The 21,969-nt window shown below is 44.8% G+C and carries 19 protein-coding genes; 6 read left to right on the top strand and 13 right to left on the bottom strand.

Going from position 1 to position 21,969, the window contains the following annotated elements:
* Position 1: 1 nt before the first annotated feature.
* The 6 genes from L1076_RS03270 to malK all read right to left on the bottom strand — a co-directional run bounded on the left by L1076_RS03270 (position 2) and on the right by malK (position 7,662).
* Positions 2-811, bottom strand: a complete 810-nt coding sequence (locus L1076_RS03270; protein WP_237303116.1) for a putative capsular polysaccharide synthesis family protein — start codon at positions 809-811, stop codon at positions 2-4.
* A complete protein-coding gene (locus L1076_RS03265) occupies positions 789-2,984 on the bottom strand; it encodes a polysaccharide biosynthesis tyrosine autokinase (protein WP_237303115.1) in 2,196 nt (731 codons plus the stop codon). The genes L1076_RS03270 and L1076_RS03265 overlap by 23 nt, the downstream gene beginning before the upstream one ends.
* On the bottom strand, positions 2,985-3,518 hold the full coding sequence (locus L1076_RS03260) for a polysaccharide biosynthesis/export family protein (protein ID WP_237303114.1): 534 nt from the start codon (positions 3,516-3,518) through the stop codon (positions 2,985-2,987). It abuts the gene before it with no gap.
* A gap of 12 nt (positions 3,519-3,530) precedes the next feature.
* Positions 3,531-4,757 carry an outer membrane beta-barrel protein gene (locus L1076_RS03255; RefSeq protein ID WP_054755178.1) on the bottom strand — a complete coding sequence of 409 codons (1,227 nt, stop codon included), beginning with the start codon at positions 4,755-4,757 and terminating at the stop codon, positions 3,531-3,533.
* Positions 4,747-6,147, bottom strand: coding sequence for an undecaprenyl-phosphate glucose phosphotransferase (locus L1076_RS03250; RefSeq protein WP_038867206.1), 1,401 nt, complete (start codon positions 6,145-6,147; stop codon positions 4,747-4,749). The genes L1076_RS03255 and L1076_RS03250 overlap by 11 nt, the downstream gene beginning before the upstream one ends.
* Before the next feature lie 396 nt (positions 6,148-6,543).
* The gene (gene malK, locus L1076_RS03245) at positions 6,544-7,662 is read right to left on the bottom strand and encodes a maltose/maltodextrin ABC transporter ATP-binding protein MalK (RefSeq protein WP_038867207.1); all 1,119 of its coding nucleotides are present in this window, start codon (positions 7,660-7,662) and stop codon (positions 6,544-6,546) included.
* Between the two features lie 670 nt (positions 7,663-8,332).
* Between malK and malE the strand changes: the two genes are divergently transcribed.
* From malE to malG, 3 genes are all read left to right on the top strand, one after another.
* On the top strand, positions 8,333-9,511 hold the full coding sequence (gene malE, locus L1076_RS03240; RefSeq protein WP_038877780.1) for a maltose/maltodextrin ABC transporter substrate-binding protein MalE: 1,179 nt from the start codon (positions 8,333-8,335) through the stop codon (positions 9,509-9,511).
* Between the two features lie 80 nt (positions 9,512-9,591).
* A complete protein-coding gene (malF, locus tag L1076_RS03235) occupies positions 9,592-11,166 on the top strand; it encodes a maltose ABC transporter permease MalF (protein WP_039975037.1) in 1,575 nt (524 codons plus the stop codon).
* A 12-nt stretch (positions 11,167-11,178) separates the two neighbouring features.
* Positions 11,179-12,069, top strand: a complete 891-nt coding sequence (gene malG, locus L1076_RS03230) for a maltose ABC transporter permease MalG (protein WP_020194055.1) — start codon at positions 11,179-11,181, stop codon at positions 12,067-12,069.
* 374 nt (positions 12,070-12,443) lie between these two features.
* On the opposite strand, the gene L1076_RS03225 is transcribed toward malG, so the two are convergent.
* From L1076_RS03225 to L1076_RS03215, 3 genes are all read right to left on the bottom strand, one after another.
* A complete protein-coding gene (locus L1076_RS03225) occupies positions 12,444-12,689 on the bottom strand; it encodes a hypothetical protein (RefSeq protein WP_237303113.1) in 246 nt (81 codons plus the stop codon).
* Between the two features lie 159 nt (positions 12,690-12,848).
* Complete coding sequence (locus L1076_RS03220; RefSeq protein WP_038867221.1) at positions 12,849-13,334, bottom strand: acyl-CoA thioesterase; 486 nt, start codon at positions 13,332-13,334, stop codon at positions 12,849-12,851.
* 165 nt (positions 13,335-13,499) lie between these two features.
* The gene (locus L1076_RS03215; RefSeq protein WP_095760011.1) at positions 13,500-14,405 is read right to left on the bottom strand and encodes a DMT family transporter; all 906 of its coding nucleotides are present in this window, start codon (positions 14,403-14,405) and stop codon (positions 13,500-13,502) included.
* 98 nt (positions 14,406-14,503) lie between these two features.
* On the opposite strand from L1076_RS03215, the gene L1076_RS03210 reads away from it, so the two are divergent.
* Positions 14,504-15,292: a helix-turn-helix transcriptional regulator gene (locus L1076_RS03210; RefSeq protein WP_038893499.1), complete on the top strand. Its 789-nt coding sequence runs from the start codon at positions 14,504-14,506 to the stop codon at positions 15,290-15,292.
* Here L1076_RS03210 and L1076_RS03205 read toward each other — a convergent pair.
* Positions 15,287-16,204, bottom strand: coding sequence for a M14 family metallocarboxypeptidase (locus L1076_RS03205; protein ID WP_237303112.1), 918 nt, complete (start codon positions 16,202-16,204; stop codon positions 15,287-15,289). The genes L1076_RS03210 and L1076_RS03205 overlap by 6 nt on opposite strands.
* A gap of 173 nt (positions 16,205-16,377) precedes the next feature.
* Between L1076_RS03205 and L1076_RS03200 the strand changes: the two genes are divergently transcribed.
* On the top strand, positions 16,378-17,286 hold the full coding sequence (locus tag L1076_RS03200; protein WP_237303111.1) for a DUF808 domain-containing protein: 909 nt from the start codon (positions 16,378-16,380) through the stop codon (positions 17,284-17,286).
* Positions 17,287-17,378: 92 nt separating this feature from the next.
* On the opposite strand, the gene pyrC is transcribed toward L1076_RS03200, so the two are convergent.
* Entirely contained in the window at positions 17,379-18,407 is a 1,029-nt protein-coding gene (gene pyrC / locus L1076_RS03195; RefSeq protein ID WP_186175322.1) for a dihydroorotase, read from the bottom strand.
* A gap of 155 nt (positions 18,408-18,562) precedes the next feature.
* A complete protein-coding gene (locus L1076_RS03190; RefSeq protein ID WP_005453437.1) occupies positions 18,563-18,727 on the bottom strand; it encodes a YqaE/Pmp3 family membrane protein in 165 nt (54 codons plus the stop codon).
* A gap of 272 nt (positions 18,728-18,999) precedes the next feature.
* Here L1076_RS03190 and L1076_RS03185 point away from each other — a divergent pair, with 272 nt between their 5' ends.
* Positions 19,000-20,817 carry a hybrid-cluster NAD(P)-dependent oxidoreductase gene (locus L1076_RS03185; protein WP_237303110.1) on the top strand — a complete coding sequence of 606 codons (1,818 nt, stop codon included), beginning with the start codon at positions 19,000-19,002 and terminating at the stop codon, positions 20,815-20,817.
* Positions 20,818-20,928: 111 nt separating this feature from the next.
* Here the strand turns inward: L1076_RS03185 and nadE are convergent, their stop codons facing one another.
* Positions 20,929-21,759 (bottom strand): ammonia-dependent NAD(+) synthetase, encoded by an 831-nt coding sequence (gene nadE, locus L1076_RS03180; RefSeq protein WP_038867235.1) that lies wholly within the window; start codon positions 21,757-21,759, stop codon positions 20,929-20,931.
* Positions 21,760-21,969: the final 210 nt, after the last annotated feature.

Below are 21,969 nucleotides of genomic sequence, written 5' to 3'. Positions count from 1 at the left end.
GTTAAGCCGTTAAGTATTTTTTCTTCAACGTTTCGATTTCTGGTGCGGTAAAGAAATGTTGTGTTAACTTGGAGGACAGCATTTCTTCGACGAATTCAGGTTTGGGTTGGTATGAGCTTTTAAACTCTTTAATCAACGGCGAATACCATTTATTGTCGGCCTGATTTTCATGCACAACTTCTACATCTTGTTGCAAAAACTCGCTGATCGCTTGTTGCGATTGATCCAGCTTGTCGATGCGAACCACCATGAGTGAAAAATTACGATTTTGATAAGTCTGGTAACCAAGTTGGTGATCAAATGGTTGAACAAAAACATCAATGCCTGTCAGTGCTTTGATTTCATTATCGAACCACTCAAGAGGATATTGGTGATTAACATGCTCTTCGAATGCTTCATGAAGTAACTGAGGACGCTCAGAGCGTACCGCGCTGTCATCTTTGAGGTACTTGTCTGCCATCCAAAACGGTAACGACTGAAAAAACATCGAGACGTTTCGTCCAACAGGTTCACGAACTAAGGAAATAATACGGACTTGTTCCTTACGTTTGAGCATATTGCACATGACAGCTCGTTTTAATGTGCGTTTAACAAGGTTAGTGACGGGCTTATGGAGTTGTGCCCGCACGGGTGAAATCTGCTTTCCTGCTTCAATTGACATCAAATCATGCAAATGAAGCGAGTTTGGAATGGATTTTTCTAGTGCGCTCGAACCTACTTTGCCCATCTGATAAATAAGGATCGGTTTTTCTTGGCTTTTAAGAATCTGAAACCACTGCATAGAATGATTAGTAGGCGTATTTTTGGACATAAAGCGCTTCTCCTTCCTTAGATTTCGCCTGAGTGATAAGAACACCAAGAGATGGTATCGAGTGTTGAATTTGTTTGGATAACGCTATGTTAACCAGTGATGCTTTAGTGGATTCTGAACGGATAACCGTGATCAGACCGTTAGCTTGTTGACCTAGGATTAAGGCGTCACTAACAGACAGCAATGGTGGCGTATCAATAATGATGCGATCGTATTTGTCCTTTAGATGGCTCAACAATTTATCGAAGCGGTCTGATGCCAGTAACTCCTGTGGGTTAGGTGGAATGATCCCTGCCGGCAGTACATCTAAATTCGCTTCTTCATTACGTACAATGCAATCTCTCAAAGGGGCGTCCATCGTCAGGATGTTTGTGAGGCCGGGATTTGACTCTGGAATATTGAATCGTTTTGCTAGTGATGGTCTGCGCAAGTCACAATCGATAAGTAGTACTCTCTCCATCGTTGAAAAGGATACGGCCATATTGATGCTGGTGGATGTCTTACCCTCTTCTGGTATTGCAGAGGTGAAAGGCAGTACTTTCTGATTGGTATTCGTAAGCCTTAACAACAAGGATGTTCTTACCGAGCGGCAAGCTTCACTAAACAGTTTTTCATCTTGGTCTAAATAAGCCGAGTAGGTAACGCCTCCTTGTCTGAGGTTACGTTTTTTGACCTTTGGAATGGTACCAAGGCACGTGACGCCAAGTTTATCTTGAGCATCAGATGAAGTTCGAATGACTTCGCGAAGTGTTTCTAAAAGAATCACAAGCGCGCAAGCAATTGCAAACCCGAAGAAAGTAGCGATTAGAACCAACTTCATGCGCTGTGGGGCGATAGGGAAGAGTGGCACAATCGCTGGGTCAGTAAATCGCGCAGTGACATTTTTGTAATCGCTTGTCGCGTTCGTTTCTTTTTCACGATTCAAAAACGCTTCGTAAAGATCTTTGTTGGATTCCACTTCTCGCTTGAGTTGCTCGTAACGTGCTTTTTGAGATCCAAGCATTTGGAAGTCTGACTTTTTACGATCCAATTCAGCTCGTAAAAGATCTTCTTGTGACTTTGCTGCGAGCAAGTCTTGCTGCTTACTAAAAGAAATTTCACGTATCAGTCGCTGCGTTCTTGCTTGGATAGATGTCAGCTGCGCCTGAGCTTGAATCATACGATCATGTTTCGGGCCGTAGCGTTGTGATAATTCCGATACGCTTTTCGCCGCTTGTGCTTCAGATAGTTTTAAATCGCGTATTTGCGCTTGGTTGGCAAACTCATCAATAGATAACAAGCTATCCAAATCTTGTGAGGACTTTCGCTTAAGGAGCTCAATTAATGTTTGTGCTTCTATTCGGTTGTTGACAGCAGTGTTGAGTTTTCGGTTGAGTTCTTCCAGTTCGTTAGCATAGATGTCATCGATGCCATTAATGTCGATTAGCCCTTCTTGCATCAAGAATTCTTGCAGAGCCTGCTCTGAGGTTCTAAGGCGTTCTTCTAACTTCTGCGAGTTATTGGTTAACCATGTTGCCGCATTTTGCGTGACAACCAGTTTAGCTTCGAAATTTGCATCGATGTAAGCCTGACCGACAGCGTTTGCAACGGTGGTTGCAAGTTGAGGGTCGGTGGAGCGAAAACGAATCTTCACCAATTGGGTATTGCGAACGGGCTCAATCTCAAGCTTTCTTTTAAAAGTTTGTAGCGCTTGATAGTACGGTTTGCTGTGTTGGGATGTTTCCTTGGGGTTTGGTGCGACGTGCAGTAAATCCTGTACAAAAGGAATCGCTTTTATTTCATCAATTTTCTGCTTGATACCGCTAGCACTGGTGAATTCTGGGTGCTTAGTTAGGTTGAGTTGAGTGATGACTTTATCGGCGATGTGGTTGGATTTCAGTATCGCGATTTGAGTTTGGAAGTACTCTTTCTTTGTGGTATCAACCCCATACACTTCTTCGATCGAGAGGGCGCTTTTTTGTTCTTCTTGGATGAGTAGGGTTGCCGTTGCTTGGTATACCGAATTCTTTGAATAGATATACCAAGTGCAGGTGAGAGAAAAGATAATGGTAAAAGCAAGAATACTTAACCAGTTCTTTTTCAGGGTTCTGAAGTGGTGCCCGAACCGAATTAGCTCAACGTGATTCGAAGGGATATGATTTGCTTGAGTTCCGTTCATTGAATTGCCTGTCATTTAGAAGAAGCTCTGATCGATAAATACAATGTCACCAGGTTCAACAGAACGTTGCATGCTGACACTTTCCACGGTTTTACCCGTAATGTGTTGAGTAAGGTTGATGCCTTTACGGGAGGCTCTATCCGTTAACCCACCTGCGAGTGCTATCGCTTTTTCGATGGTCAATCCTGGTTGATATTCAAAGCCCCCAGGTTTTCTCACTTCACCGTTGACATAAAACAATCGGAAACTGTTGATGGTGACCATCACCTTTGGATTAATGAGGTAATCTCCCTTTAACCCAGTCTCGATTTCATACTTCAGTTGTTTTGGTGTTTTGTTGATTGCTTTAATACGCCCAAGGTATGGGTAATCAAAGTAGCCATCTGACGTGATAAGGATATTTTTAATGGTGAGGTCTTCTTCGCCATACACTTGGACTGAAATCGTGTCGCCAGTATCTAATTGGTAATCCTGTTCGTTAGCAGCCGAAAACGTCGGAGCACTGAACAAGGTGAGTACGAAACTCAACAAAGTGGTTAAAAGTTTCATTAACGTTCCTTGTTATAAAGAAAATCGAGCGCTAAGAGCCCAAATGTTTTGATCAAAGCTATAATTCTGCCAATTGGAATTCTTGTCCTGATATCGCCAGTCAGCTTGAAGTAAAACCCACCGCTTTATGTGGTAATCGAGTCCCGCAGAGAGGGCGTAGCGATCTTCATTTCGAGTGATACCGGTATAGTCATCTTGTTGGTACAAAGCCCCCAATCGTGTTGTTAGGTAACTGTTCCAGTCGTGTTTTATATCTAATATGTAGCGTGTTTGAAGGTTGTAATCGCCGTCTTGGTCAGGGCTAACTGCCGCTTGGTTGGTTTTGACCGTAAACAGGGTTTGCTCTTGTGGGAGCCACTCCAAACCAATGTCCCAACTCAATCCGTCAAAGGTTTCTCGCTCATCGCTGTCGAAGCTCTTCACCTGATAGCCCAAGCGGGCTATGCCCTTAGTTTTACCTGTTACTTCCCACTGAGCTCCGGTGTAATAGAAGCCGGAATAGTTGTCTTTTGAAGGTGAGGAAGGGTTGTCTGACAGGTAGTCTGTGTTCGCTTGCTGAGTGCCCACTAGCCAATAAGTTCGCGGTGTTGCACGTAGATAAAATTCTAAATGGGCATTTGGTGAACGAAAGTCGTTGTACTTCGTCTTTGAGCTTCGCTTTCCGGGTAAGCCTTCACGGTAGTTTTGGTAAGTTTTGTCTCGATATCCAATGCCAGCTTCGAACCTTCCTTTTGAACCCTCAGAGCCAAATACATAGTTTGTTCTCAGGTCATTGCGATGAAATTCAACAGGATCAATCAGTAAGGAGCCTTGACCCTCAGTGAAGTCCTCACCTTTTTCTTCATGTTGAGCTCGAAATTGATAATCGATAACAAGATGATTGCGACGATTGAATTCAAAGAAATTAGTAAACTGAAAGGTGTGGTCATCGTAGTCATTCTGATCATCAGAAGAAAACCCAGCACTCAGCTTATAGAGTAGGTTTGCTCGGTATTGATTACGCTCTATTTTGGCCAGCAAAGCAGGTTCTACGCCCCATATGTTGACTGATTCTATGTTCTCACCACTATCGGCTTTGTTGATGTTGTCATTACCTTCGTAAAACAAACCAACGGTAGGAATAAGCTCAATGCCGGAGTCTGTTTTGTAGGCCATCGGTTCAGCCGATGCAGCTGCCGAAATGAGGGTAACAGCTGCGATGACAGGAGCTTTCTTTATTGGGATGAATTTAATACGCATTGGAACCTGTAAACCCTTTGAAAATGGTTAAGAAAATGATTTTGAGATCCATCCATACTGACCAGTGGTGGATGTAGTCCAAATCGAATTCAACGCGCTTTTCCATTTTATCTAGAGTGTCTGTTTCACCTCGATAACCATTAATTTGAGCCCAGCCGGTAATACCAGGCTTTACCTTATGTCTCAGCATGTAGCGATCGACAATCTGGCGATACTCTTCGTTGTGTGACACCGCGTGTGGACGAGGTCCGACAATTGACATCGTACCTTGAAGAACATTGATAAATTGAGGAAGTTCGTCGAGAGAAGTTCGACGAAGGAATCCACCGAAAGGCGTAATACGAGGGTCGTTTTTAGTGGCTTGTTTTACATCGTTGCCTTGTTCCATCGTTGTCATTGAACGGAACTTCCAAACTGCAATCTTTCGACCATCCAACCCGTAACGGAACTGTTTAAAGATGATTGGGCCTTTTGAAGTCAGCTTAATCCCGACTGAAATGGCGAGCAGTACTGGAGAAATTAGAAGCAATATAATGCTAGAGAGAACAATATCTTCTAGGCGTTTAATCCAAGATGAAATCCCTGCGAAGGGGGTATCAAAAACGCTTAGAGTTTGTACTTGGCCGATTTGATCCCAACGTGAGTGCAACAGGTTATAAGTGAAGAAATCAGGGATGAGATAAGTATTAGCAGTCGTATCAGAAAACTGATTGAGGAATAGCGCGATACGCTCGTTTGCATGCATTGGCATTGCGATATAGACGTAATCGACCTCACCACGTTTCGCTCGTTCCAGCGCTAAACTTACGTTGCCTTTGATTGGGTAGTCTGACGTAGGTAAGCGGTCCTTTGAGCGTTCGTCGTAGAAACCATCGAACAGCACACCATGTTCAGAGTGGTTTTCTAGTTCATTCGCCAAAGTTAAACCATGTTGGGTTTGTCCAATGATGATTGCTGTTCTGGTGTTGTAGCCTAGTTTACGCATGTAGGCTAAAGCGACGCGAAACACGCTTCGCCAAGATAAAAGGAGGATGGGTGTAAGCAGGAACCAAACGACTAATAGGTTTTTATCAAATAGTTGATGAACTTGAGAGAAGTACAAAACCATAAAGAGGAAGGTACAGGTAACGAGCCAAGATATGCACGTGATAGAGATTTGCTCTTTGAACGAGCTTGTACGCCATGAGCGATATAACTTGCCGCTTTCAGCCATGATCAGAAATGAGATGCTACCGACGAATGATAAGATTACGTAGTCTTTCTCAATAGAGGTGTTAACGTCATTCATTACGAGTAGCAGCATAAATGACACAATGACAACGAGATCAATCAGGCGGTATAGAAAAGCAAACTCCACCTCATGCGAACGAATAAGTCCTTTGTGTTTCATAACTTAAGTTTCCCTTTAGACACGCTACCGCCATTGAGTGTCGTTCTCAATATCCGTGTCGTTAACGCTTTATATTGTTAAGGCTTGTGTAATAGATTGGGCTAGAGCCCTTATATATCCGAAACAAGTTTAAAAATTTGCACTGTTTGGGTAAGTGGAAATAAGAATGAAATTTAGACCTTAGGCTAATATTTACAGGTTAGGAAAAACGTAATACTTACTGGGGGTTGGTGGGTAAAAGTACTAATCATGGAGTAAGATAAGGTAACTAATGTTTGACGATGAACATTGTCTATTGGATTAATTTTTAAGGTGAGAAATTAATACGATAGTTTTGAAATAAAAAAATCCCTCTCGAATGAGAGGGATTGTTAGCAAGCAAAGGTGAAAGAGATTTTATTCTACGTCTACGCCATTTTCTTTATGTAGGCGACGACACGCGCGACCATCACTGTGGAACAAGTGGCATCGATGCGCTGGGATACCGATTTCAAGCTTGTCACCCGTATCAACTGGTAACGTGTCTGGCTGGCGGTAGATAACATCTGCGTCAGCACCTTCAAGGTTCAAGTAAACTTGAGTCTCATTACCAAGTTTTTCAACAATCATCACTTCGCCGTGAATTGCTGCGTCAGCTTCTGTTGCTTCAATGAGGTGCTCTGGACGAATACCTAGTGACATACGGTCACCGCGGTTAACTGTTGTGCCGTCGACTGGAATCCAGAACGACACACCATTAGAAAGTTGTACTTTTACGCGCTCTGCTTCGGCTTCTTCAATGAATACACTCATGAAGTTCATTTTTGGTGAGCCGATGAAGCCTGCGACAAAGCGGTTTTGCGGGTAGTGGTAAAGCTCCAGAGGTTTACCAACCTGAGAAACGTAACCGCCATCAAGAACCACGATTTTATCTGCCATTGTCATTGCTTCTACCTGATCGTGTGTTACGTAGATCATGGTACAGCCTAGTTGGCGTTGTAGCTTAGTGATTTGCGCACGCATGTTTACACGAAGCGCGGCGTCTAGGTTTGATAGTGGCTCATCAAGAAGGAATACGTTTGGCTGAGAAACAAGCGTACGGCCGATGGCGACACGTTGACGTTGACCACCAGATAGTGCTTTTGGTTGACGCTCCAACAAGTGACCCAGCTGAAGAATTTCCGCTGCGTGCTCAACACGCTTATCGATTTCCGCTTTGTCTGCTTTTGCCAGCTTAAGACCAAACGACATGTTGTCGTATAGATTTAGGTGTGGGTAAAGAGCGTAAGACTGGAATACCATACCAACACCACGTTTGGATGGTTCTACGTCGTTCATGCGCTCGTCACCAATATACAAATCACCTGATGTAATGTCTTCAAGACCGGCAATACAACGTAGAAGGGTAGATTTACCACACCCTGATGGACCAACGAAAACCACGAATTCGCCTTCGTGGATTTCTAGATCTACGTTTTTAGAAATCAGTACGTCGCCATACGCTTTACAAACATTTTTTAACGTGACACTCGCCATGTAGCTCGTCCTCGATCAATTTTTATTTTTCACCGCTCATCATTATATGAATTTTCTAGCGAGCAGTAACAGTAGGAATCGGTAAGTTATTGGGATTGGTAAGAAAAACAGGGTAACGCTCCAAAATGTCCTGAACAGGAGCGTTACCCACCATAGCCAAATACGAGTTTCTCTCCCCCACATTATTCGTGTTGTCTCCCCCGTGAAATAATTACCACAAACAACACCAATAATGACAATTCCGCTCGTATGGCAATGCAAAACCAGCAAATCTTTTAACCTATAGGGTAGGTACTGCTGGGAAAGGGTTCTTACCATCCACTCTTGGATGACTGCAGTTTCTAAGATTGTGCTCATTGCTACATCCTCCTAGTGGAAATAATTGTAGGGGGAGTAGGCGGGGAGGAGGCAAAAAGGAGGAGTAGAGGGAGAGTTGGGCGGAAATCACATTATTGCGTGACCTAAAGTTGAAACCGATCACAGGAAGTATTCATTTTGTGATTTGAGTCTCTAACCCTTGGCGATTCAGATCACGAAAATACGTCATAATTGCAAGGGCGTAGGGATTAGGAGGATGAGACATATAGGATTATTTCAGATGATATATGTCGAAATACGGCTGAACCTCAATGGACTAGCCCTACATCAAAAATATAAAAAGGATACGAACATGAAAAAATTAAGCGCTGCAGCACTAGGTACTCTTGTTGCTCTGGGCTCTTTCGGTGCAAACGCTGCCATCGAAGAAGGACAACTTACTATCTGGATCAACGGTGATAAAGGCTACAACGGCCTTGCAGAGGTTGGTAAGAAGTTTGAAGAAGACACTGGTATCAAAGTTACAGTGGCTCACCCAGACGGCCTACAAGACAAGTTTCCTCAAACTGCAGCGACAGGTGATGGTCCTGATATCGTATTCTGGGCTCACGACCGTTTCGGTGGTTATGCAGAAGCTGGTCTACTTGCTGAAATCAAACCTTCTCAAGAGGTTCAAGAAGGCATCGTTGATTTCGCATGGGATGCAGTTCGTTACGACGGCAAACTGATCGGCTACCCTGTAGCGGTTGAGTCTCTATCTCTTATCTACAACAAAGATCTTGTTCCAAACCCACCTAAAACATGGGAAGAGGTTGCAGCATTAGATGCGAAACTTAAGAAAGACGGCAAGTCTGCAATCATGTGGAACCTAAAAGAACCGTACTTCACATGGCCACTAATGGCGGCTGATGGCGGTTACGCATTCAAGTACACTTCAACTGGCTACGATGTTAAAGATGCTGGTATTGCGAACGAAGGCGTGAAAGACGCAATGAACTTCGTGAAAGGTCTTGTAGACAAAGGCGTTATCTCTGCAGATATGGATTACTCAGTATCTGAGTCTGCGTTCAACCAAGGCACTGCGGCAATGACTATCAATGGCCCATGGTCATGGGGCAACATCGAGAAGTCTGGTGTGAACTACGGCGTAACAACACTACCTAAATTCCAAGGTCAATCTTCTAAGCCATTCGTTGGTGTTTTAACTGCTGGTATCAGCACTGCATCACCTAACAAAGACCTAGCAGTAGAGTTCATCGAGAACTACCTGCTGACTAACGACGGTCTACGTATGGTTAACAACGATAAGCCACTTGGCGCGGTTGCTCTAAACTCATTCCAAAAAGAGCTAGATTCAGATACTCGTATCGCTGCAACAATGGACAATGCGATGAACGGCGAAATCATGCCAAACATCCCACAAATGAACGCATTCTGGGGTGCTGCTAAGAACGCTATCATCAACGTTGTTGACGGTCGTCAAACTGTAGATGCTGCTCTAGCAGATGCAGAAAAACAAATGACTAAATAATTCAGTAATACCCTTTTTAAGGAGGGGGCAACCTCTCCTTACTTTTCTACTTTTATCCTATATTCGCTAGCAGGTTCCCTATGCAGTCAGTTCAAGGTACAAATGCTATGACAGCACCAGAAGCCAGCCTTCCGAGCAGCAAAAAAGTGTTTATCAAGTGGGCACTATTAGGCACAGTCGGCATTATCAATGGCTACGCAACAATCCTTATGTATTCTCGTGGTGAGATTGCGTTTGCACTCCTTACGCTCATTCTTACCGGTTTAGCGCTATTTATTTTTGGTAGTAAAAAGACCTACGCTCATCGTTATATCTACCCAGGTATTGCGGGGATGATCTTATTCATCCTTTTCCCTTTGGCTTATACCATAGGTCTCGCATTCACTAACTACAGCGCAAAAAACCAACTCTCTTTTGACCGTGCGCAGACCGTTTTAATGGACAGAACGTACCAAAGTGGTGATAGCTACCCGTTCACTCTGTACAAAACTGAGCAGGGTCATCAAATTGTAGTGAAGAAAGGTGAGGCGCTTTTAGCAACACCAACCTTTGAATTGAAAGGCTTCTCTGCGACAGACTTAGATTTAGCGCCAATCACAGAAGCGACGGGCGATAAAGAACCGATTAAAACGATCGTTAAAAACCGCAGTGCTTTGAGTGGAGTTGATTTACACCTGCCAAACGGCGATGACATCCGTATGAGCGGTCTTCGTAAGTTTGCGGCTGTTGTTCCGCTTTACACGCTGCAAGACGATGGTGAGACGCTATACAACAATCGTACTCAAGAGACACTACGTCCAAATATGGATGTGGGTTACTACCAACCAGTAGATGAAAATGGCCAGTTTGTTGGTAATACGGTTTCTCCAGGTTTCGTGGTAAACATCGGTACGCACAACTTTGAACGCGTTTGGAAAGATGATGGTATCAAAGAGCCTTTCATCAGCATCTTTATCTGGACGATTGTTTTCTCTGCGTTGACCGTTGTTTGTACACTGGTTATCGGTCTAGTACTTGCAAGTGTCGTTCAGTGGGAAGCCTTGAAAGGCCGCTCTGCATACCGATTACTGCTTATTCTTCCGTATGCGGTACCAGCGTTTATCTCTATCTTGATCTTTAAAGGTCTCTTCAACCAGAGCTTTGGTGAGATCAACATGTTGTTAGAAGGGTTGTTTGGTATTAGCCCTGCGTGGTTCTCTGACCCATTCATGGCGAAAACCATGATCCTAGTGGTTAACACATGGTTAGGTTTCCCTTACATGATGATTCTTTGCATGGGTCTACTAAAAGCCATTCCTGAAGACCTCTATGAAGCATCAGCTATTGATGGCGCAAACTTCATCACCAACTTTACTCGAATCACGCTACCGATGATGCTTAAGCCACTAACGCCATTGCTGATCGCTAGCTTCGCGTTTAACTTCAACAACTTTGTACTTATCCAGCTATTGACGGGTGGTGGTCCTAACATGATTGGCACATCAGAGCCAGCAGGTTACACGGACTTACTTGTAAGCTACACGTACCGCATTGCATTTGAAGGCGCTGGCGGTCAAGACTTCGGTCTAGCAAGTGCGGTTGCAACGCTTATCTTCCTATTGGTTGGCGCGCTAGCACTATTGAACCTACGTGTTACTAAAGTAGCTCAGGATTAAGGAGACAGAACAATGGCAATGGTACAAGGTAAGTCATTAAAATATCGTGTTTGGGCTACGCATATCGCAATGTGGGCGTTCTTAGCGCTGATTATCTTCCCTCTACTGATGATCATCGCGATCTCATTCCGTGAAGGTAACTTTGCAACGGGTAGCCTTATCCCAGACAACCCGACGCTAGACCACTGGAAATTAGCGCTAGGCATATCAGTTACAAACGCAGATGGGTCGGTTACACCGCCTCCATTCCCAGTCATGACTTGGCTGTGGAACTCAGTAAAAGTTGGTGGTATTTCAGCTATCTTGATTGTGGCTCTGTCGACCACTTCAGCGTACGCGTTTGCTCGTATGAAGTTCAAAGGTAAGAACACTATCCTGAAAGCGATGATGATCTTCCAAATGTTCCCTGCAGTATTGGCATTGGTTGCACTATACGCATTGTTTGACAAACTAGGTCAGTACATCCCGTTCCTAGGCTTGAACACGCATGGTGGTTTGATCTTCGCTTACTTAGGCGGTATCGCTCTTCACGTATGGACAATCAAAGGCTACTTTGAAAGCATCGATTCTTCATTAGAAGAAGCTGCAGCGCTCGATGGTGCAACGCCTTGGCAGGCATTCCGTCTGGTACTACTTCCACTGTCAGTGCCAATTCTTGCGGTAGTGTTTATCTTGTCATTTATCATGGTGATAGGCGAAGTTCCGGTAGCATCACTACTGCTATCTGATGTAAACTCGTACACTCTTGCGGTTGGTATGCAGCAGTACTTGTACCCTCAGAACTACTTATGGGGCGACTTTGCAGCAGCAGCAGTGCTTTCAGCTGTACCAATCACTGCGGTATTCTTACTGGCGCAACGCTGGCTTGTTGGTGGTCTAACGGCTGGTGGTGTGAAAGGTTAATCTTGGTTGGTCACTAAGATACAAAAGAATAACTAGAAAAGGGCGACCATTAGGTCGCCCTTATATTTAGCAATCGATATTACGCTTTTGGTTTGGCCGCCGATCAGTAATATCTCGCTTTAATTGGCGTTACGCATAGCTGGCTGTTAGCTTAGTTCCTTACGCTTTAATCACTAACAGTTTCTTGTAACCATAACCTGAGTCTTGACTCAGGTTTTTTTATGCCCGTCGTTCACGAGGTTTATTTTCTTAATGCAGGTAGAGATTAGCGGCTTTGCAATGGATTACACAGTTGAGCCGGAATGCCATGCGTATCACTTCACATAAATAATCTGTGGGTATTTTCGAAAGGGCGATCAGGGAGTTGGGAGAGATTAAAACTCTCGGCTTGAAGGAGCGCAACCTACGTACTGAAGCAAGGTATATAAGCTCTCTTGTTGCAGCGCAACGCGACGAAATAAATCAGCAAAAGTAGAATCACCACCAAAGCAAGCTTGAATGTAATGATTAATCTCTGTTTTGTTATATCCTTCGACATACATCGTTCTTACCCACTGGTATTCAACGGCTTTCAAATTAGTGAGTGTGTCTTCGCTTAATGTGGTCTCTTTCAATCTCAAGATCCAAACTCTATCCAATAGCAAAATTGTGCTTGGATTTAAGCAAATCAAAGTGAAAGATTTATGACAATTTGACGCTTGTGTGAAGCGAATGACACAACCATGACATTGCTTCACACAGCAAGGGGGCAAACGCTTACTTTTGTTGAGCGACGTGAGTTATTTGAGATACTTAACGTGCGCTTCCATCTCTTCGCCAATTTGCTTACGCATGTTCATCAAGCGAATGGCTGATTGTTCTAGTGCTTTGTCTTCATCCGACTCAGGAATCCACTTTGGTACATCGGTTGGTTTTCCGTCTTCATCAACTGCAACCATGATAACGATACAATGTGTCGTAAGGCGGTTTTTTAACTCTTTGGGATCGCAGGCTTGTACGTCGATAGCAATGTGCATTGAACTGCGTCCTGTGTAGATAACTTTGGCACTGACTTCGACTAAGTTACCGACATGAATCGGCGCGACAAATCGAATACCACCCGCATACGCTGTGATGCAGTACTTGCCACTCCAAGCCGCGCTGCACGCGTAAGCGGCCAAGTCGATCCATTTCATTACGGCGCCACCGTGCACTTTACCACCGAAGTTTACGTCTCCGGGTTCAGCAAGAAAACGAAGGGTAATATCTCTTTGACCACTGCTCATCTGTCATTCCTTTATTGTTGTCGTTGTTATTAGACTCAATGTATCAGCAAGGAATTCATTCTGGAATAGGAGACGCAACAAAATATTAACTTTTCTGTCAGCCTGAGCAGTAAAAGGTGGGAGCACAAAAAAGCCACGGAAGATACCGTGGCTTGAGGGATCGAATTACGATGTCGCAGGCGGTAAATCTGGGCTTGGTGATTGCACCTTCTTTCGAATCTTAACCTGCGACAAGATAACGCCAGAGATAACCAGCATGCCACCAATGATATGGTAAACATGGACTTCTTCGCCGAGCATAGTCGAAGCCAAAGCTACCGAGACCACAGGCATCAGGTTCATGAACATGGCACTAGAATCCGCGCCAATCAAATCGATGGCTTTCACCCACATTAAAGGTGCGAAGATAGAGGCAGCAATACCCGCATAAGCAATTAAGGGTAGAGCGCTTTGGCTTGGAAGTAACTGGTCGCTGCTAAGCCAAAGTGGGGTAAGCATTATCAGCGTAAAAAAGCCCTGCATGTAAACCAGAGTCATACTGTTGAATGGCATTTTCCAACGCTTAAGTAACACGCAGTAAATCGCGTAACAAAGGGCAGCAAGAAGCATCAAGCTGTCACCTTGTGTCATATTTTGATGTAGGAAGTAGGTAATATCACCATGTCCGAGCATAAACGCTAAGCCAGCTAGAGAAATGACACCACCTGCGACGCTCAACATCGAGATAGATTTACCAAGTAAAGGTACGCTCAAAAATACGCTTATAAGTGGCACCAAAGATGTGATTAGCGCCATATTGGAAGCCGTGGTAGTCAAGCCTGCGTAGTAGCCTAACGATTGGTTTAACACCATTCCGAGCAGAGCAAGGCAAGCGAGTTTTGGCAGGTAAGGACGAATGACATGACGTTGGCGGATTACGGCAGGTAGGCAAAATGGCGTCAGAAGCACCATAGCGACAAACCAACGATAGAAACTCATTGCACTCGGTTCGATGGCACTTGCTGCCATTTTATTTACGATGGAATTCCCACCCCAAATCATGACAGTAAAAAACGGAAGCAAATAAACCATGAGAACCTCATCGCAGAATAATTAATGGCGCTAGTCTGACAGGTCTTTATAATGAAAAGTATCTCTGGAAAGACATCGTAAGCGATAGGAAGACAATTTTGAAAAAGAGCACGAGGAATCTTCATCCTTCATTATCAATTGAGCAAGCACCATCAGATGTGTTTATGAATTTTGAAGCCTTTCTGTCGAACACTGAAACTCGGATTCATAGTCACCCTTGGGGACAAGTACAGTTGATAAGTGGTGGCATTCTAGAAATGGATGCAGAAGACACACGCTTTTTAGCACCACCACATCTGGCTATTTGGGTGCCTGCCGGAATTCGTCATACCAGCTATAACCGTAAACCATTGGAATACTGCTCTTTAAATATCGCACCAGAGCTAACGCAGCACTTCCCGTCTAAAACCAGTCTGATCAAGGTAACGCCAATAGTGTCTGCAATTGTGGAAGACTTTCGTCAGCGCGACATTAACGTGGCAAAGAGTGAAGAAGACAAACGCATCGTACAGGTACTGCTTGATCAGTTAGCGAAGCAAGAGGTTGAGCATCACTTCTTGCCAACCACAGATAACAAATACCTGGAACCCATTCTTAAAGCCGTTGAAGAAGCGCCAACGGATGAAATTAGTTTGGGGGAGTGGGCGGAAAAGGTGCATACCACTGAACGAACGCTAGCTCGTCATTGCCAAAGTGAGTTAGGGATGAGTTTTACTGAATGGCGATTGCGAGTTCGTTATCTGCACTCAATGGAGCTATTAAGAAAAGGGCAAACGGTAAAAGAGGTGGCGTTGACGTTGGGCTATAACCAAGCCAGTCCATTTATTGCCATGTTCAAGAAATACTCCGGCATTACACCGGAGCAATATAAGAACCGCTTGTTATAGCTGAGCGAGCACGTAGTCTAAACCGCCTACAACTGCTGCAACTTGAGCATCGTTACACTCCTCATCAGTCACTTTCGGGCTGTCTGGATAAACTTCGGTTGTGGTGCCGTAAGTGCAGTTGGTTACGCCGCCACACAAACCCAGTTTCACCATTGGGTAATTAATGACGCCAAATTGCACCACTGGCGAGCCAATGATTTCGCCTTTATCGTCAGCAGGTGCAATGTGCGTTACCTTAGCTACTGACTCGATGACCGCTTTTTGGAACTCAGGTTGCGGGTTTTCTGTATCACCGACCGTGTAGAAACCGTCTGGGATCATGCCTTCGATGTATTCAAGGCCATCACGCGCCGCAAGTGCAGGGCGGAATTCAGTTTCATCAGAATCGGTGGTTTCGTGCAGGTCGATGTGCATTAGAACATCACCCAAGGTCGCAACCAGCTTCATCAAGTTTGCTGATTCTTCCGCAGGGCTATCTGCATAGAAAGAGCGGTTTGGGTCGATCGCATTTGGGTTCCAGCGGTTAATCACTTCGTAACCCCAAGGGCTAACACATGGCGCAACGACAATGTTGAAGTGTTCTGCATAACGTTCTGCTTGTGTATCAACAAACTTCAGTGCGCCATGAACGCCACTTGTTTCGTAGCCGTGCACGCCGCCGGTGACTAAAACAACAGGTTTTGCTGCATCCCAGTTACGAGTCTTGATACAAAATAGAGGGAAGCGTGCCTCGTCGTAAGAAAGTGCGCCGTATTGCTCAACATCAAAACGCTCGCGAAGGGCATCAATTTTTGTCTCGACTTCTTCTTGGTAGCTACGTTTTACATCACGTTGCTCACACCAAGCTTTGCGTTCTGCTTCGCCCCATGGCTGACCTGGGGTACCGATTGGGTAAGTGTATCCGCTTTTCATCTATACTTTTCTTTTGTGTGCTTGAAAGGTAAGACAAGACTAGTCCTGTCTCAAAGCCACATCAACACAAAACACAATTTGTGACCTTATTCTTTGCAGAATCATAACTTTGCTGAGTGATTTAATGGTGTTACATTTTGTTACTTATTCAATTCCATAAAAGAGATAAATAAATGGCTGGAGCAAGTTTACTGACACTGTTGGATGACATTGCAGCTGTATTGGATGATGTCGCATTGATGTCAAAGGTAGCGGCGAAAAAGACCGCTGGTGTATTGGGCGACGATTTGGCGCTAAACGCGCAGCAAGTATCGGGTGTTGCTGCCGAACGAGAAATTCCAGTGGTATGGGCGGTCGCGAAAGGTTCATTTAAAAACAAGTTGATACTTGTGCCTGCGGCGTTGCTCATTAGTGCGTTTATTCCTTGGTTGATCATGCCATTACTCTTGATTGGTGGTTTGTTTCTCTGTTTTGAAGGCGCAGAGAAGATCTTAGAGAAACTATTCCCTCACACTCATCAGCATGAAGATAACGCGGAAGAGTCCTCTGATACGGGGGAATCCGTGGAAGAGTATGAGAAGAGAAAAGTGGCGGGTGCAATCCGTACTGATTTTATTTTGTCTGCTGAAATCATCGTGATTGCGTTAGGTACGGTCACAGGAACAAGTATCGTGACGCAGATTCTGGTAGTAAGCCTGATTGCGATCTTGATGACCATTGGTGTCTACGGTTTAGTGGCTGGCATTGTTAAGCTCGATGATTTGGGCTTCTATCTAGAGCGTAAATCAAATGGCGAAGGTCTGAAAGCCAAACTCGGTGGTGCGCTAGTGGCGTTCGCCCCGAAACTGATGAAGATGCTTGCGATTGTTGGCACTGCTGCGATGTTCTTGGTTGGCGGTGGTATTGTTGTTCATAACGTCCCTGCAATTCATCATCTGATTGAACCTATCATTATGGACTTCCGTGGTCACACGATTGCAACGGCGATCGTACCGACACTGCTTAACGGTGTGATTGGTGTTATTGCTGGCTTGATTGTGGTTGCTGCTTGGACGGTTGTTGAAAAGGTTCGCGGTAAATAAGCGCGATGAGGCTATATTGAAGCCCAAAGAAAAGGGTCATGCCTTTCCATATCGAATATGGGGCATGACCCTTTTTCATTTCTTGAGGGTGATTACTTCACTTCCCACTCAATTTTTTCATTTGCGCGGATTGGCACAACGATGTCGCTGCCGAATGGCATCGTTTCTGGTACATCCCACGCTGCTTTTTCTAGCGTGACGGTATCTGTGTTACGAGCGATGCCGTAAAAATCAGGGCCGTTCAAGCTTGCGAATGCTTCTAGGTTTTCTAGCTTGCCTTCGTTCTCAAAGACTTCAGCGTAAAGCTCTAGCGCTGCGTGTGCAGTATAAGACCCAGCACAACCACAAGCCGACTCTTTTGCGCCTTTTGCGTGTGGTGCTGAATCTGTACCTAGGAAGAATTTCTTACTGCCGCTTGTTGCTGCTTCGATAAGCGCTTGTTGGTGGGTATTGCGCTTAAGAATTGGCAGACAGTAGAAGTGTGGCTTAATGCCGCCGACTAGCATGTGGTTACGGTTGAACAGCAGGTGGTGAGCGGTGATAGTTGCTGCAACGTTATCAGAAGCCTTGTTGACGAAATTAGCCGCATCCGCAGTCGTGATGTGCTCAAGAACGATCTTTAGGTTAGGGAAGTCGTTGACGATAGGAGCAAGAACCGTATCAAGGAATTCCTTCTCACGGTCGAAGATATCAACGTGATTGTGTGTTACTTCTCCATGAACCAAAAGAAGCATGCCTACTTCTTCCATCGCTTCGAATACATGGTAGATATTTTTCGCGTCTGTTACACCTGAGTCTGAGTTTGTTGTTGCACCTGCTGGGTATAGCTTAGCAGCAACGATGTGACCGCTTGCTTTTGCTTTACGGATTTCATCAGGTGTTGTGTTGTCTGTCAGGTAAAGCGCCATAAGAGGTTCAAATTGCTCACCGTGTTGTTCAGCAAGGATACGATCACGGTAGGCTAGCGCCATGTCAGTATTGGTAACAGGTGGGACGGTGTTTGGCATGATCAGTGCGCGGCCGTTGTAACGGCTAATATCACGAACGGTATCTTTTAAAACGTCACCATCGCGTAAGTGAACGTGCCAGTCGTCAGGACGAGTAATAGTCAGTGTTGTCATTAATTGCTCCCACCATTAATAAAGTTGTGATTGGAGCCTAAACGCTGCATTTACCTCAAGAGCAAACGCTTGCGCTTAGGCGACAGGATGATAGTGGAATTGCACTTTCATTTCATCCCATTTTTCACATTTCTTTACGATAGGAGCTCAGGTGGTTACTTCATCGTCAACCAAAGTGCGTGAATCGTACCTGGTAGGAAGAAGAAGAACGTCAGGATAAGGTTGATGAAGAAGTCTTTCTCTAGACCTTTTTCCATGTAAACCGCCACTGGTGGAAGGAAGATACAAAGTAGAATTAGAATCAGTTTATTAGTATCCATGGTCTATGCTCCGGATAGGTTATTTAAAGGTGTCAAAAAGTTGGCGAATTATGTGCGCTATATCACTTTTTGGCAATCCTGTTTCGTCAGGAATATGCAAATTTATGGGACTCTGTTCATAAAATGAGACGCATAAGTCGGTATTCCAACGATGTTGATTGCCGCGCACTGAAGATACCTTAAACAAATTGATGTTTTATAGGCACTTGGGTCATCAAACGTATGAGGATATGATAGTCCAATAATTAAAAAGTATCGTTAGGAAGAAAGCCATGTCGCAGTCATTTTTGTCCCAAATTAATGTTTTTCCAGTCAAATCAGTCGGAGGTGTCGCCTTATCTTCCGCTTGGGTAGAAAAACAAGGATTGAGTTTTGATCGTCGATTTATGATTGCGACATCAGATGGCTCAATGGTGACAGCTCGAAAGTTCCCGCAAATGGTGACCATTAAGTCAGCGTTATTGCCCGATGGTGTGGTGTTTACTAGCCTTGGTGAAGAGCCACTAAAGATTCGCTATCAAGATTTCAAAATGCAGGAAGCACCTGCAACGGTTTGGAAAGACAGTTTTACTGCATACACCACCACTGACGAAGCGGATGATTGGTTTAGTAAAGTGTTAGGTCTTCGTGTTGAGTTGCTTTTTACTGGTGAGCAATCCAATCGTGTAAGAGAGAAGTTGGGTCACAACGTTAGCTTTGCCGATGGTTATCCAGTGCTTGTTATCAGTGAAGCGTCACTGGAAGAGTTAAATCGCAGAAGCTCTGAGCAGCACTCAATGGATCAATTCCGAACCAACCTAGTGGTATCTGACACCAAGCCATTTGAAGAAGACTCATGGAAACGTATTCGTATTGGTGAAGTCGAATTTGAATCTGTAAAACCTTGTGAGCGTTGCATCCTAACCACCGTTAACACTCAACGCGGTACATTCCGAGAAAGCAAAGAGCCACTTAAAACACTGCAAGAGTTCCGTGCGAATGAGCGTGGCGGTGTGTTCTTTGGCCAAAACCTTGTTGCTCTTAATGAAGGCATTATTCGTTCTGGTGACAAAGTCGAAGTGCTCGAATACAAAGAGCCAGAGTTCTATCCGGATAACTCTCCTCATCGAATGACGCTCACTTGTGTTGAACGAGAAGAGATTGCGCGCGACTTCGTAACCTTATGGCTTGAGCCAAGTAAAGGTCAGTTACCAACGTACTTACCAGGTCAGCATTTACCTATCGAAGTGGATATAGAAGGTAAGAAAGTAGGGCGTCGTTATACGTTGTCATCGAGCCCTTCTCGCCCGGGGCGCTACGCAATTTCGGTCAAGCGTGTTTCTGGTGGTCGCGTTTCTAATGCACTTCTCGACAACTTACAAGTGGGTGACGTGCTTGAAGCTGAAACGCCAGATGGCCAATTCCACCTAAAAGAGCATTCAGTTCAACCTCTACTCTTGTTGTCTGCTGGTAGCGGCGTAACACCTATGCTGTCGATGGTTCGTTACTTGGCTGATCACAACCAACTCGATGATGTGGTTTTCTACCATCAGTGCAGCAGCGAGGTTGATATTCCATGCAAAGAGGAGCTCGATGAACTAAAACGTCAGCATCCGGGATTAAATGTGAAGATTTGCTTAACTCAGCCAGCAGTGGATTGGTTTGGCCTGAAAGGACGCATTAGCCTGTCTCATATCAAGCAGATCAAAGACGTTGAGCAGCGACAGGTGTTTGTTTGTGGTCCTGATGGTTTTATGCAAAAGGCGAAAAACCTCCTATTCAAGAAAGGGCTAACGGAAGATAACTATCATCAAGAAGCATTCGGCGTTGCGGCTATCACAGCCAAGCCAGAGAAAAGTGTTGAGATTGAATTCAACGGCTTTAAGTTGATGGGTAACAACCAACAAACGCTACTTGAGCAAGTAGAGAATGCAGGCAAAAACATTAGCAACAGCTGTCGAGCAGGCTTGTGTGGCGCCTGCAAGGTTCAAATGGAATCAGGGCAGGTCGATCATCCGGATGTCCCTGCGATAAGTGCTGAGGAGCGTGCGATGGGTAAAGTGCTCGCATGCTGCGCTATTCCGCAGACGGACGTGACACTCACAGACTAATTGCCATAAAGACGGATCGCAACCAGTAAAAAAACGCCGCTAACGTAGCGGCGTTTTTTATCTATCTCAGAGCGGTTTCAGAAACGAGTCGCTCAGAAATAAAATTGCAATTTAGTCGTAGATCGTTGGGATCGGCTGACGTTTGTGCTGGGTGGCCTTGTAAATTGACACCAGACGGTCACTCACTTGTTCCGAAACAGGTTTGCCTTCTAAGAAGTCGTCAATCTGTTCGTAAGAGAGGTTCAGTGCGTCTTCATCTGCTTTTTGAGGATCAAGTTCTTCTAAATCTGCAGTCGGTACTTTCTTTACTAGTTGTTCCGGTGCACTCAGCGTTGCCGCGACTTCGCGAACTTGACGTTTGCTCAAGCCGAATAGTGGTGCCATATCACAAGCGCCATCACCAAATTTAGTGTAAAAACCGGTAATGTTCTCAGCCGAGTGGTCAGTGCCTAAAACTAGGCCGCCTACGTAACCTGCGATTTCATATTGAGCAGCCATGCGGGCACGTGCTTTTACGTTACCTTTTACAAAGTCGACTTTTGCAGCGTCAGTTGGCAGAAGGCCAGTACCTTCCAATGCAACATGAGATGCAGAGTGAAGACCATCTACGCCCGCTTTTATGTTTACAGATACAGAATGAGTTGGTTGGATAAAGGCAAGAGCAAGTTGTGCTTCGTCTTCATCCTTTTGCTCACCGTAAGGTAAACGAACGGCGATAAACTGGTAGCTATTGTCGCCAGCTTCTTCGTTCAGTTGGTCCACAGCCAGTTGAGCCAAACGACCACATGTCGTTGAGTCAACGCCACCGCTGATGCCAAGAACAAGAGACTTACAGCCTGCTTCTTGCAATTTACGCTTGATAAAAGCGACACGGCGCTCGATTTCGAAATGCGGGTCGATTGATGGGAGAACTCGCATTTCATCGCGGATGGATTGTTCCATTTCGGGTTCCTTTTCCTGCAAATACATCAGACACTAAATTAGTCGGAATGTGTTCATACTTAGGCCTACGTTTATTGTTCACAATTGGCGGGAAAGCGTTCAATTGATGTTCATAAACGTCGCATTAGTGTCAAAAAACTCTAAAGATTAGTAGTATCATACCGAATTCATCGGATTAGAAAACTCTCTTCAACCAGGTAATCACCGGAT

It is taken from the genome of Vibrio sp. MMG023 (genome assembly GCF_021654215.1).
Lineage (GTDB): Bacteria > Pseudomonadota > Gammaproteobacteria > Enterobacterales > Vibrionaceae > Vibrio > Vibrio jasicida.
The sequence above is the reverse complement of the archived record's forward strand: the minus strand, read 5'-3'. Positions and strand labels throughout refer to the sequence as shown.